The organism is Ruegeria sp. D7, from assembly GCF_056534355.1.
On record NZ_JBQFPG010000011.1, the window covers coordinates 20568 to 33847 of the forward strand.

At 56.3% G+C, this 13280-nt stretch carries 8 protein-coding genes and 2 tRNA genes; 4 read left to right on the forward strand and 6 right to left on the reverse strand.

The genetic code is table 11. The annotated features are described in order from the left end of the window. Positions 1-7: 7 nt before the first annotated feature. The 4 genes from mtgA to ACRZ9U_RS15195 all read right to left on the reverse strand — a co-directional run bounded on the left by mtgA (position 8) and on the right by ACRZ9U_RS15195 (position 7998). Positions 8-748: a monofunctional biosynthetic peptidoglycan transglycosylase gene (gene mtgA, locus ACRZ9U_RS15180; protein ID WP_170399165.1), complete on the reverse strand. Its 741-nt coding sequence runs from the start codon at positions 746-748 to the stop codon at positions 8-10. Between the two features lie 38 nt (positions 749-786). Then, entirely contained in the window at positions 787-1755 is a 969-nt protein-coding gene (locus tag ACRZ9U_RS15185; RefSeq protein WP_480902284.1) for a Hint domain-containing protein, read from the reverse strand. 167 nt (positions 1756-1922) lie between these two features. Then, positions 1923-6455, reverse strand: coding sequence for a glutamate synthase large subunit (gltB, locus tag ACRZ9U_RS15190; protein ID WP_170408746.1), 4533 nt, complete (start codon positions 6453-6455; stop codon positions 1923-1925). A gap of 109 nt (positions 6456-6564) precedes the next feature. Next, the gene (locus ACRZ9U_RS15195) at positions 6565-7998 is read right to left on the reverse strand and encodes an NAD(P)-dependent oxidoreductase (protein ID WP_170408747.1); all 1434 of its coding nucleotides are present in this window, start codon (positions 7996-7998) and stop codon (positions 6565-6567) included. Between the two features lie 228 nt (positions 7999-8226). Between ACRZ9U_RS15195 and ACRZ9U_RS15200 the strand changes: the two genes are divergently transcribed. Continuing rightward, complete coding sequence (locus tag ACRZ9U_RS15200; protein WP_170408748.1) at positions 8227-9030, forward strand: undecaprenyl-diphosphate phosphatase; 804 nt, start codon at positions 8227-8229, stop codon at positions 9028-9030. On the opposite strand, the gene ACRZ9U_RS15205 is transcribed toward ACRZ9U_RS15200, so the two are convergent. Then, on the reverse strand, positions 9031-10014 hold the full coding sequence (locus ACRZ9U_RS15205; protein ID WP_170408749.1) for a complex I NDUFA9 subunit family protein: 984 nt from the start codon (positions 10012-10014) through the stop codon (positions 9031-9033). A 198-nt stretch (positions 10015-10212) separates the two neighbouring features. On the opposite strand from ACRZ9U_RS15205, the gene ACRZ9U_RS15210 reads away from it, so the two are divergent. Together ACRZ9U_RS15210 and hmgA are read left to right on the forward strand one after the other, a co-directional pair. Beyond that, positions 10213-10299: transfer RNA gene (locus tag ACRZ9U_RS15210), tRNA-Leu, on the forward strand. A gap of 310 nt (positions 10300-10609) precedes the next feature. Beyond that, complete coding sequence (hmgA, locus tag ACRZ9U_RS15215) at positions 10610-11971, forward strand: homogentisate 1,2-dioxygenase (RefSeq protein ID WP_370644329.1); 1362 nt, start codon at positions 10610-10612, stop codon at positions 11969-11971. Between the two features lie 88 nt (positions 11972-12059). Here hmgA and ACRZ9U_RS15220 read toward each other — a convergent pair. Further along, a tRNA-Arg gene (locus tag ACRZ9U_RS15220) sits at positions 12060-12136 on the reverse strand. Positions 12137-12250: 114 nt separating this feature from the next. On the opposite strand from ACRZ9U_RS15220, the gene ACRZ9U_RS15225 reads away from it, so the two are divergent. Then, positions 12251-13276 (forward strand): LacI family DNA-binding transcriptional regulator, encoded by a 1026-nt coding sequence (locus ACRZ9U_RS15225; protein WP_170399205.1) that lies wholly within the window; start codon positions 12251-12253, stop codon positions 13274-13276. Positions 13277-13280: the final 4 nt, after the last annotated feature.

The following is a 13280-nucleotide window of genomic DNA, read 5'->3' on the forward strand; positions in this document are numbered from 1 at the left end:
CTGGGTTTCAATCCTCGAAACACGCGGCGCGTCCATCTGCGCGGATGGTGGCCGCTCCATCCAGAATTGACGCGGCACGCCTGCGGGTCCGCACCGATGGATCCGTAACCGACCGGTTGCGCGGCGATGGCAGAATCGCCGCCACACGCGCCGCTTGTGTCGGAGACATCTTTGCCGCACTTACCCCATAGTACTTCTGCGCCGCGGCCTCGACGCCAAAGATCCCTTGTCCGGTTTCCGCGACGTTCAGATACACTTCGAGAATGCGCTGCTTGCTCCAGACGATTTCAACAACCGGAGTCATCGAGGTTTCAAGCGCCTTGCGGACCCAGCTGCGCCCTTGCCAGAGAAATACATTCTTGACCACCTGCTGCGTGATGGTCGATGCACCCCGGCTGCCGCCATCTTCCAGCGCATCGCGGATCGCTTCGACATCAAAGCCCCAATGCAGGCAGAAGTTGGCATCCTCGGCTGCTACGACCGACCGCGCCATGATCGGTGCAATCTCTTCGATCGGCACCCACTCGCGATCAACCTTCCCAAGCCGACGCCACTCGGACCAGATCGTATGCGTGACCGGCGGGTTCACGACTGAATAGATCAGAACCAAAGACACAAAAGCCACGACCATCGCCAGAACAACACGAAGGGCCCAGCGCCGTATCCGAGCGATGGGGCCTGTTGTTTTGTTTGATCTGGACGCCCTCTTTTTCTTACCGCGCGGTTTGCGGACTGCTTTTTTTGCCATGCCTTGCTATACGCCGCGAAGGGCGTATTTGAAACGGATTATTTCGACAACATCTGTCCGTCGCGCGGTCGCACAACCGGGCGTGCAGTTCTGACTGAGGCTGCTCCGCGCGCCGCCAACTCCGGGAACAAGGCCAATACTTCTGCTTGCGTCCGACGCTCGGCCTGGGTCAGTGCATGTCCCGGGTAGTAGCTTTCACTTTTGGCGCCATTGGCGAACACGATCTCATGTCGCCGGAACAGAATGTGGATATAATCCACCTCGCCCCCTTCGACACGCGTGACTGTTGTTCCGTTCACAAGACAATGGGCAGCGATCAGAACTTCTTCATGGCCAAACAGGTAGGGTGCACGCCAATCATCGATCAGTATCCTGTGCTGCGGCGAAACAAGCAGAGGGCGCGTGAGCCCGAACATCCCTGTCTCGAACCGAATTGGGGCCAGTTTACCCTCGGCTGCTACCTTGGTCCGACCAATCCAGAGCACAGGTTTAGCGCCGCTATCCACGGTCGTAACCAGATCTCCAAGTTTCAGGTCCTCGACCGGTCGGGGCCCATCGGGGGTATTAATCAATGTGCCGGGCGTAAAGCAGGGCGGACCGAGATCACCGTTGGCGATATCGACCGAACCAAACGAAGCCCCATCATCGCTAAAATCGGTGACTGAAGAAGAAACAAACGTGCCTTGCTGCAGAACCGATCCGTCTGTTGGGGTAAAAACCTCGCGCCCGTCAGCAAGGTAGAAGGTAACGCCGGTATATGTAACCTGCGCACCACCCGGCAACTCGATCGTCACCATATCATCGAAGTAAGACGCAGTGATATCAGATCCGTCGACCGAGTCTCCGCTCAGCCGGTTGACCAGATCATCGTCATTCTGATCGATGATATCAAAGAACTCGACGTTCAGCGTGGATCCAACAACGGTTCCGTTCGCACCCGGATTGGCCGGATCGAGCACAAAAAACTGGTCTGTATACGTCGTGGGCACACCGATATTCCACTTCACTCACATCATTGGGATAGCAGCATGCCTGCATTTCCCGAATAAACTATGACTAAAGCTAGGCGTTATGCACGGCATTACACAAGAATTGGAAACAATATGGCCAGACAAAAGAATACCCGGCGTGTTGGGAACGACACGCCGGGCCAAAGATTTAGATCTCTCAAGACCTATTCTGCAGGAACCGCCGCCACTTCGGTGGTCAAAGGATGACTGAGCTTGTTCAACATCTCTTTCGGGCAAACCTGCAGGAAGTTGGTCTTTTCCACATCCCAATGCTGTAAGATATCAATGGCTTTGCGGCTATTGGTTTCCGCGACATGGCGCTCGATCATTGCTTTCAGCTGATCTTCCCAATGGTCCACTGTCACCGGACAGGTGACAAGCGTCTCCATGTTCATCAGCGCTTCGGCCTTGCCTTCGGGGTCGTACAGATAAGCCATACCACCCGTCATCCCCGCACCAAAGTTGGCACCGATATCGCCGAGAATAACCGCAACACCGCCGGTCATGTATTCACATCCATTCGAGCCGCAGCCTTCGATCACCACTCTGGCACCTGAATTTCGCACCGCGAACCGCTCACCTGCGCGGCCTGCCGCAAATAGGTGGCCATCGGTGGCACCGTATAGGACGGTGTTGCCAATGATGGTGTTATATTCCGCCTTGAGCGGGCTCACCTGCGGCGGACGTACGACGATCATGCCGCCCGAAAGCCCCTTGCCGACATAGTCGTTGGCATCACCCGAGACCTCCAGCTTGAGACCTGGAGCGGCAAAAGCCCCCAGCGACTGGCCGGCCGAACCCTGCAGTTTCACATGCAAGTGATCGTCCTGGAACGTGTTCCGCATGCCGAAATTCTGGACGATGTGGCTTGAGACACGTGTACCCACGGTCCGATGCGTGTTCTGCACCGCGTAAGATAGTTGCATCTTCTCACCGTCTTTCAGGAATCGCGCCGCATCGCGCACAATCTCGGCATCCAGCGTATCCGGCACTGCATTACGATCCTTGTCGCGGTTGTAGACGATATCATGTGCGCCATCGACGGTGATCAACAGCGGGTTGAGGTCCAGATCATCCAGATGCGCCGATCCGCGGCTGACCTGTGCTAGCAGATCAGCACGACCGATGATTTCGTCAATCGAACGTGCGCCGAGGCTAGCCAGCAGTTCTCGCACTTCCTGTGCGTAGAAGGTGATCAGGTTCACCACCTTGTCCGCGTTGCCAGTAAACTTGGCACGTAACGATTCGTCCTGCGTACACACGCCCACCGGACAGGTGTTCGACTGGCACTGACGCACCATAATACAGCCCATTGCGATCAGGGCGGCGGTACCGATGCCGTATTCCTCAGCGCCCATCATCGCGGCCATGACGATGTCACGACCGGTGCGCAGGCCACCATCCGTCCGCAGAGTCACACGGTCGCGCAGGTTGTTCATCGCCAGAACCTGATGGGCTTCAGTCAGGCCCATTTCCCATGGCAGGCCGGCATATTTGATGCTGGTCGCAGGTGAGGCCCCAGTGCCGCCATTGTGACCCGAAATAAGGATAATATCGGCTTTCGCCTTGGCCACACCGGCAGCAATCGTGCCAACGCCCGAGGACGCCACCAGCTTAACCGTCACTTTGCAGCGCGGGTTGATCTGTTTCAGGTCATAGATCAGCTGCGCCAAATCCTCGATCGAGTAGATGTCGTGGTGCGGCGGCGGTGAGATCAGGGTCACGCCCTTGGTAGAATGCCGCAGACGCGCGATCAGGTCTGTGACTTTCATACCCGGCAGCTGACCGCCCTCACCCGGTTTCGCGCCTTGGGCGACCTTGATCTCAAGCTCTTCGCACTGGTTCAGGTATTCGGCGGTCACGCCGAACCGGCCCGAGGCCACCTGTTTGATCTTGGCCGACGGGTTGTCACCGTTGGGTTCAGGCACAAAATGCGCCGGGTCTTCACCACCTTCGCCGGAATCCGACTTCGCGCCAATCCGGTTCATCGCCACGTTCAGTGTCTTGTGCGCCTCGGGGCTGAGGGCGCCCAGCGACATGCCTGGAGTGACAAAGCGTTTGCGGATTGAAGTGATCGATTCGACCTCTTCGATCGGCACCGGCTTGCCCAGCGGCTTGAAATCCATCAGATCGCGCAAGTGAATCGGAGGATTGGACTGCATCTTGGCCGAATACTGCTTCCACAGCTCGTACGAGGCACGGTTACAGGCCATTTGCATCATGTGCATCGAGGTTGCTTCCCACGCGTGGGTCTCACCCGATTTACGCGCTTTGTAGAAACCACCGATGGGCAGAACATCCAGACCGCTGTCCCACGCTTTGGCATGGATTTCTTCGACTTTGGTCTGAATGCCCGTGACACCGATGCCGGAAATCCGGCTGGTCATACCCGGGAAGTACTCGGCCACCATCGCGCGGCTGAGACCAACGGCTTCGAAATTCAGACCTCCGCGATAAGATGAGATCACCGAAATACCCATCTTGGCCATGATCTTCAGCAGACCCTGGTCGATGGCTTCGCGATAGCGCGCAACGTTTTCGGTCAGGGTGCCGTCAAGCAGACCACGATCAATGCGGTCAGCTAGCGAATCTTCAGCCAGATAGGCATTCACAACTGTCGCGCCACAGCCGATCAGAACCGCAAAGTAATGCGGATCGACACATTCAGCAGACCGCACGTTCAGCGAACAAAAGGTCCGCAAACCCTGACGGGTCAAATGCGAATGCACAGCACTGGTGGCCAGGATCATCGGCATCGCCACACGACCTTGCCCTGAATTCATGTCAGACAGAACCAAGTGACCCGCGCCCGAGCGCACGGCTTCCTCTGCTTCGGCTCTAACACGTGCCAAGGCGGCGCTCAGAGCGCCTCGGCCGGGTTCAAAGCTACAATCGATCTCCGCAAGGGGTGAACCCAGTTGATTGACCAGGGTGTCCCATTGTGCATTGCCGACAAAGGGGCTTTCCAGAACGATGATCTCGGTCTGGCTGCTGTCTTCGTCCAGCACGTTCTTAAGGTTGCCGAACCGCGTCTTCAGCGACATCACACGGTATTCACGCAAACTGTCGATCGGAGGGTTCGTCACCTGGCTGAAGTTCTGCCGGAAAAAGTGGCTAAGCGGGCGGTATTGCTTGGACAGAACAGCCGAGGGCGTATCATCCCCCATCGAAGCCAGCGCCTCTTTGCCGTCCTCTGCCATCGGGGCAAGAATCTGTTCTAGATCTTCTACAGAATACCCGGCCGCGATCTGACGCTTGCGCAGTTCTTCTCCGATGAATTTCGGGTGTTCCGTCACGCCCGCAAGTGACTCGTCCAGATCGTTGATCTTGCCGACCCAGTCGCCAAACGGCAGTGCTCGGGCCAGTTTGTCCTTGATCTGCTTGTCGCGGTACAGCTTGCCCTTTTTCATATCGACAGCCAGCATCTGGCCCGGTCCCAGCGCGCCTTTTTCGGTCACGGTGGCCTCATCAATCGGCACCATACCCGCCTCGGACCCCGCGATAACCAGACCATCGCCGGTTACCACATAGCGCATCGGGCGCAGACCGTTCCGATCCAAACCGGCACATACCCAGCGGCCATCCGTCATTGCCAGCGCAGCAGGGCCATCCCAAGGTTCCATCACTGAATTGCAGTAGGAATACATGTCGCGCCAGCTTTGCGGCAGCTCGATAGCTTGCTTGGACCAGCTTTCCGGAACCAGCATGGTTTTCGCCATCGGCGCCGAGCGCCCAGCACGCACCAAGACCTCGAATACCGAGTCTAATGCGGCGGAATCCGACGATCCGCCCGCAATGATCGGTTTGATATCCTCGGCATAGACGCCAAAGCTATCCGAGGTCATGCGGATCTCGTGGCTTTTCATCCAGTTGATGTTGCCTTTCAGCGTGTTGATCTCACCGTTGTGGGCCAACATACGGAAGGGCTGGGCCAGCCACCATTGCGGGAACGTGTTGGTCGAATAGCGCTGGTGGTAAATCGCAAAAGCGGACTCGAACCGCTCATCCATCAGGTCGGGGTAGAAAACAGCGACCTGCTCGGCCAGCATCATGCCTTTGTAGATGATCGACCGGCAAGACAGCGACGCCAGATATAGCCCCGAGATTCCTGCGGCCAGCGCCGCTTTTTCTATACGGCGACGAATGACATAGAGCTCACGCTCGAATGTCTCTTCATCCACGCCTTTGGAGTTCGAGATCAGAATTTGCTCGATCTCGGGCCGGGTCGCGTTGGCCTTTTCGCCCAGACAGGTCACATCAACCGGCACATGTCGCCAGCCATAAATATAGTAACCCATGCGCAGAACTTCGGTTTCCACTATGGTCCGGCACTGTTCCTGCGCGCCAAAATCCGTGCGGGGCAGGAAAACCTGACCGACAGCAACCAGTTCATCCAAGTTTGGTTCATGACCCGTGCGACGAATCTGATCATAGAAGAATGGGACCGGGATCTGCACATGGATACCTGCGCCATCCCCGGTTTTACCGTCCGCATCCACCGCGCCGCGATGCCAGATTGCCTTTAGCGCATCGATCCCGGCATCCACCACCTTGCGTGACGGCTTACCATCGACGGACACAACAAGGCCCACACCGCACGAGGAATGTTCTTCTTCCTCTGAATAGAGACCTTTTTCTGCCATCCATTTGCGCTTGGCTTCTTCGGCCCGCACCCAATCGGCATCATATTTGGTCATTGGCTGTCTCCTTCTTCCCAAGGGGGCACACAGGCTTTTGTTCATCTGTCGGCGTTCGCTTTCGAACGCATACCCGCTGGGATTTTTCGAATTGCTTTTGCGTTTTGTTTCACTCGGCTGCGATGGCGGATTTGGCGTTAAAACGCTCAATTATGGCATCTGCGCAATCGCGCCCGTCACGGATCGCCCAGACCACCAGCGAAGCACCGCGCACGATGTCGCCGATGGCATAAACGCCCTCCATCTCGGTTGCACCGGTCTGGAACGCAGCTTTGATTGTACCCCAGCGGGTCACAGGCAGATCAGGTTGGCCGAATAAGGTGGGCAGGTCTTCGGGTTCGAAGCCAAGCGCCTTGATCACCAGATCGGCCTCTTCGACATAGTCTGCGCCCTCAATCACTTCGGGAGCCTGACGGCCCGAGGCATCGGGCTGGCCCAGACGCATCTTCTGCACCATGACACCGTTTACTTGCTCATTGCCGGTAAAGCCTTTGGGTGCGCTAAGCCATTCGAAGATCACGCCTTCTTCCTCGGCATTCTGGGTCTCACGCTGCGAGCCCGGCATATTGGCGCGGTCCCGACGATAGAGGCATTTGACCGACGTCGCACCCTGACGAATCGACGTGCGCACGCAATCCATTGCGGTATCGCCCCCGCCGATGACGACCACTTTCTTACCTTCCGCGTTCAGGCGGCCATTGTCGAAGTCATCAACCGCATCGCCAAAACTTTTGCGATTCGAGGCTGTCAGAAAATCGATCGCCTTTTCAATCCCACCCAGACCGCTGCCGGGCATGGACAGATCACGGGATTTGTAGACGCCCGTTGCAATAATCACCGCATCATGTTTCGCGTGGATTTCCGCGAATTTCGCGGCGTCCACATCGCAGTTCAGCTCAAATGCAACACCACCATCTGCCAGCAGGTCATTTCGGCGTTGGACGATATCCTTTTCCAGCTTGAAACCGGGAATGCCGTACATCAGCAGCCCCCCCGCACGGTCATATCGATCATAGACCGTGACCTGAATACCCGCCCGGCGCAGCATATCCGCCGCTGCCAATCCTCCGGGACCACCGCCAATGATACCCACGCTTTCGTCGCGCTCGGCACGAGGCTGAACGGGTTTGACCCAGCCTTTGTCCCAGGCTGTATCGGTGATGTATTTCTCGATCGAGCCAATGGTGACCGTACCGTGGCCCGATTGCTCGATCACGCAATTGCCTTCGCACAGACGGTCCTGTGGGCAGATGCGGCCGCAGATTTCAGGGAAAGTGTTGGTAGCCTGGCTTGTTTGATACGCCTCTTCCAACCGCCCGGTTGCCGTCAGGTTCAGCCAATCAGGGATATTGTTGTGCAGCGGACAATGGGACTGGCAATAGGGCACTCCGCACTGGCTGCATCGGCTGGCCTGTTCGGCCGCCTTCTCCGCGGCGTACTCGGCATAGATTTCATCGAAGTCCTCTTTGCGGTCACTGGCGGCACGCTTTTCAGGCATGACACGATCGATCTGCACAAATTTCAGCATCGGTTGCTTGGCCACGGGTCAGACTCCATGAATTGGCTTGGTCAGGGTTCTTTAAGTGATGTCACTCTGGATGAAAAGTCAACAATACTGACCTATATTGAGAAAACTGCATCGCTCGATGTTTTTTCAGAGAAATTTGTCGTGTTTTTAGTTCCGATTCGGACCTATCTGAGCACTTCACTTTCCCGTTGCCCGCTTATACCCATTGTTCTCAACAAAACGAGCACGGTACCGGCAGAGCAGATGAGCCTTTTTCACTTGATTCTTGTGGCGATCATTCAGGGCGTCACCGAATTCTTGCCTGTATCTTCATCCGGGCACCTGATCCTGTTGCCCCGCCTGACTGGCGCGGTTGATCAAGGCCTGGCAATCGATGTCGCCGTCCATGTAGGAACACTTGGCGCGGTTATTCTTTATTTCTGGTCAGATGTGAAACAAGCCCTAGCCGGGATACCACAAATTATCCGAGGACGAATTGAGACGCCTCAGGCGCGGTTGGCACTGGGCTTGGTCATCGCCACGATTCCGACAGTCATTGCGGGCGGGATCGTGTACCTGACGGGGCTTGAGCAGGCTCTGCGTTCAGTCGCCGTCATCGGATGGGCGATGCTTGGCTTCGGGTTAGTGCTGTATTGGATGGATCAAAAGGGGGTACAAACCAAACGTAGTTCGGACTGGGGCTTAAAGGACGCAATGATCATGGGGCTGTGGCAGATGTTGGCCTTAATCCCGGGGACTTCACGCTCGGGGATTACGATCACAGGCGCTCGTCAGCTTGGCTATACACGCGAAGATGGTGCGCGGATTGCCATGCTGATGTCGATACCAACGATCATCGCTTCGGGCGTCCTGCTTTCGATCGATGTCGTCCGTGAGGCAGATACACAGCTGGCCAAGGACGGAGCGATTGCCGCAGCCTTCGCCTTTGTTTCGGCTCTGCTCGCGCTTAACCTGATGATGCGGCTTCTGCGCAGCGTCAGTTTCACACCCTATGTGATCTACCGGGTCATCCTCGGAGCAATCCTGCTGGTGATTGCATATAGCTGATCAGATGCGCAGGTTCTTGGCCGAGTTCTGAATATCGTCATACTGACCCGCGGGGCGGAATTTCCACAGATATTCTGGCAGAACCGACTCCAACGTCGCGGGCTCGATCCCGAGGTCCGAAAAACCTTTGGCGTCATCCGCCACCACATTATCGCGCCGCAGATTCTTAAGTTGGTCACGGGTCAGGATATTGTTCGGAAACAACTGAAAACTGACGAACTTCGCGATATCCAACACACCCGCCATGATTTTCGCCGCCCAGAAAGGCATCCCGATGATGATCCGGCGGCGATGAATTACGTCGAGCATCTGCTGCATCAAGGCGCGGAAACTCTTTACCTCTGGCCCGCCCAGTTCATAAACAGCGGCAGACGCTTTGCCCAGAACGCCTTGAACTGCCGCTTGCGCAACATCATCGACATAGACAGGTTGAAATTTCGTTTCCGCCCCAACAAGCGGCAGGAACGGGCTCATCCGTGTCATCCCTGCGAAGCGGTTGAAAAACTGGTCTTCGGTGCCGAAAATGACTGATGGGCGCAGAATGACGGCACCCGGCATGTGTTGCAAAACGCCCGCCTCGCCCTGCGCTTTGGTGCGCGCATATTCGCTGTCGGATTCGGGATCCGCACCAATGGCCGAGATATGGACCATGCAGTCAATACCCTGAGCGGCCGCCAGCCGGGCGATCCGTTCGGCACCTTCGGCCTGCACTGCGTCGAACGCATTCTTGCCCAGCTCATTCAATACGCCGACGCAATTCACCACGGCGTCAACACCATGCATCGCTGCAGCGACCGAGGCGTCATCACGGATATTGCACAAGATAGGCTCGACCTGACCAACCGCGCCATAGGGTCTGACGAACATCGCTTCATTGGGCCGCCGCACAGCGACGCGGACACGCCAGCCTTCGGCAGCCATACGCCGCGCGATATATCGGCCAACAAAGCCCGATCCACCGTAAATCGTGACGAGTTTCGACATGATGGCGCTCCTGCTGTCTTGGTCTGAATTGATCTAGCGCCCACGAGCCCGTCGAACAAGGCGCAATAACGCCGCGCTTCTCTGAAAATCCGTCGCGTGAACCAGAAGTTGGGGCACGCATCAAAAAACTTTCAAAAACACCCCCGAATCTGGTTGACGCCCCCTGCCAGTCAGCTTAAACGCCCCTCCACGACACCTGCCCAGGTGGCGGAATTGGTAGACGCGCTAGCTTCAGGTGCTAGTGTCCGTATGGACGTGGAGGTTCGAGTCCTCTCCTGGGCACCAAAATTTCCATAAAATTTGAACCCCTGGCACTTCCGGTCACTTGACCGATGTAGAATCAGACTGGTTTGGCCTGTCTGAGTCAATTTCTTTGTTTGACCCCGAGAATCGACCCGTAGCTACCGGAATTAACAATCTCTGTTGCACTACCTTTTGCCAGTCTAAGAAGGACATGGTGCAAGGCTATGGCAATTTCCTGCAAATCAAACTCATCTTTTTTGAAGATACCTTCCCGTCACGCTTGTTAGTTACAAAGTCAACTATTACCACACCGATTAAATTCGATCGTATCTGTCCGGAAGGAACGTGCAAAATGAATGAGCTGACCAAGAATGAACGCATGACAGTTGCCCCATCCTTGAAAGGGCCGCACGAAGGGTACATGCCGGGCTTTGGCAACGATTACGAAACCGAAGCGCTTCCTGATGCTCTGCCCCAGGGTATGAACAGCCCGCAGAAATGCAATTACGGCCTCTATGGTGAGCAGCTTTCAGGCACTGCGTTCACGGCACCTTCGCACCAGAACGAGCGTACCTGGTGCTATCGTATCCGCCCGTCGGTAAAGCATTCACATCGCTATGAAAAAATCGATGTTCCCTATTGGAAATCAGCGCCCAATGTAGATCCTGACGTTGTCAGCTTGGGACAGTACCGCTGGGATCCGGTGCCCCATACCGGTGAACAGACAACCTGGGTCACGGGCATGCACACCATGACCACTGCCGGGGATGTGAACACTCAGGTCGGGATGGCCAGCCATATCTATATGGTGAATACTTCAATGCAGGATGATTACTTCTTCTCGGCTGACTCCGAGCTGCTGGTGGTGCCGCAAGAGGGCGTTCTGAGATTCTACACCGAATTAGGGATCATCGACCTTGAACCCAAGGAAATCGCTATCATTCCACGCGGCCTTGTCTACCGGGTCGAAGTCGTGGAAGGCCCTGCGCGCGGGTTCGTGTGCGAAAACTACGGCCAGAAATTCGAACTGCCTGGCCGCGGCCCGATCGGCGCCAACTGCATGGCCAATCCGCGTGATTTCAAAGCACCGGTCGCGGCGTTTGAGGACCGCGAAGTGCCCTCAACCGTGACCGTCAAATGGTGCGGTCAGTTTCACCAGACCAAAATCGGTCACAGCCCGCTGGACGTGGTGGCGTGGCACGGCAACTATGCACCCGTCAAATACGACCTGCGTACATATTGCCCGGTCGGAGCCATCCTGTTCGATCATCCGGATCCGTCGATTTTCACCGTTCTAACCGCACCTTCAGGCCAGCCCGGCACCGCCAATATCGACTTTGTTCTGTTTCGCGAGCGCTGGATGGTCATGGAAGATACCTTCCGTCCGCCCTGGTACCACAAGAACATCATGTCCGAACTGATGGGCAATATTTACGGCCAATATGATGCGAAACCGCAGGGCTTTATTCCCGGCGGTATGAGCCTGCACAACATGATGCTGCCCCATGGACCGGATCGCGAAGCCTTTGAAAAGGCGTCGAATTCAAACCTGGGGCCAGACAAGCTGGAAAACACCATGTCCTTCATGTTCGAAACCCGCTTTCCGCAGCATCTCACAGCGTTCGCCGCCAATGAGGCACCACTGCAGGACGATTACATCGACTGTTGGAGCGACATCGAAAAGAAATTCGACGGCACACCCGGCAAGAAGTGACGAGGGTATAATTCCTTCGTCTCCCAAAGGGCAGAGAATTAGAACGCTTGATCTGTAACGCATTTAATCGGGTACGTTCAGAAAAGCTTGGCGACCCCGGCAGGATTCGAACCTGCAACCTGCCCCTTAGGAGGGGGCTGCTCTATCCAGTTGAGCCACGGGGCCGCGCGTCGTTTTCTCTAGCGGGGTTTTTTCAGATTGTCATGGGCTTTGCACAACAGTTGAACAATTCGCCCTGTTCACGCTACCATCGGCCAAACAAACAATGCAGGTATCTCGGTGACAACAGAAACAAAACGCCCGCTTACCCTTCGTGATGTCTCGGAAGCGTCCGGAGTATCCGAAATGACCGTTAGCCGGGTGCTACGTAATCGCGGGGATGTGTCGGATGCCACCCGTACCCGTGTTTTGGCCGCCGCAAAAGAGTTGGGATATGTGCCCAACAAGATCGCGGGAGCATTGGCGTCAAGTCGGGTGAATCTGGTCGCTGTGATCATCCCGTCATTGTCAAATATGGTCTTCCCCGAAGTTCTAACCGGTATCAATCAGGTGCTGGAAGATACTGAACTGCAGCCGGTGGTTGGCGTCACGGACTATCTGCCAGAAAAAGAAGAAAAAGTGCTGTACGAGATGCTCTCGTGGCGGCCCTCAGGCGTGATCATTGCCGGACTGGAGCATACCGAAGCCGCGCGCGCTATGCTGGATTCAGCTGGCATACCGGTGGTCGAGATCATGGATACTGATGGCAAACCGGTGGATGCGATGGTGGGAATCTCTCACCGCCGCGCCGGGCGCGAAATGGCGCAGGCAATCCTGAAGGCGGGCTATGAGCATATCGGGTTTATGGGCACCAAGATGCCGTTAGACCACCGTGCCCGTAAACGGTTCGAAGGCTTCACCGAAGTATTGGGCAAGCACGGGATCGAGATTGAGGACCGTGAATTTTATTCGGGTGGCTCAGCGCTGGCCAAGGGGCGCGAGATGACACAAGCGATGCTGGAACGCTCGCCCGAGTTGGATTTTCTGTATTATTCCAACGATATGATCGGCGCGGGTGGGCTGCTGTATTTGCTGGACCAAGGGATCGATGTGCCCGGTCAGATCGGTTTGGCCGGATTCAACAATGTGGAGCTGCTGCAGGGACTACCACGCAAGCTGGCCACCATGGATGCCTGCCGGACCGAGATTGGGCGCACCGCGGCCGAGATCATTGCGGCGAAGTTGGCCGATCCGGATTCCGAGGTTGAAACCCGTGTTACCCTGACCCCCAAAATCAGCTATGGCGACACGCTGAAACGGCGATAACTCC

What these genes read in the sequence shown, in the direction of transcription:
- mtgA (WP_170399165.1), bottom strand. Translation starts at nt 748, where the DNA reads ATGGCAAAAAAAGCAGTCCGCAAACCGCGCGGTAAGAAAAAGAGGGCG.
- gltB (WP_170408746.1), bottom strand. Translation starts at nt 6,455, where the DNA reads ATGACCAAATATGATGCCGATTGGGTGCGGGCCGAAGAAGCCAAGCGC.
- ACRZ9U_RS15205 (WP_170408749.1), bottom strand. Translation starts at nt 10,014, where the DNA reads ATGTCGAAACTCGTCACGATTTACGGTGGATCGGGCTTTGTTGGCCGA.
- hmgA (WP_370644329.1), top strand. Translation starts at nt 10,610, where the DNA reads ATGAATGAGCTGACCAAGAATGAACGCATGACAGTTGCCCCATCCTTG.
- ACRZ9U_RS15200 (WP_170408748.1), top strand. Translation starts at nt 8,227, where the DNA reads ATGAGCCTTTTTCACTTGATTCTTGTGGCGATCATTCAGGGCGTCACC.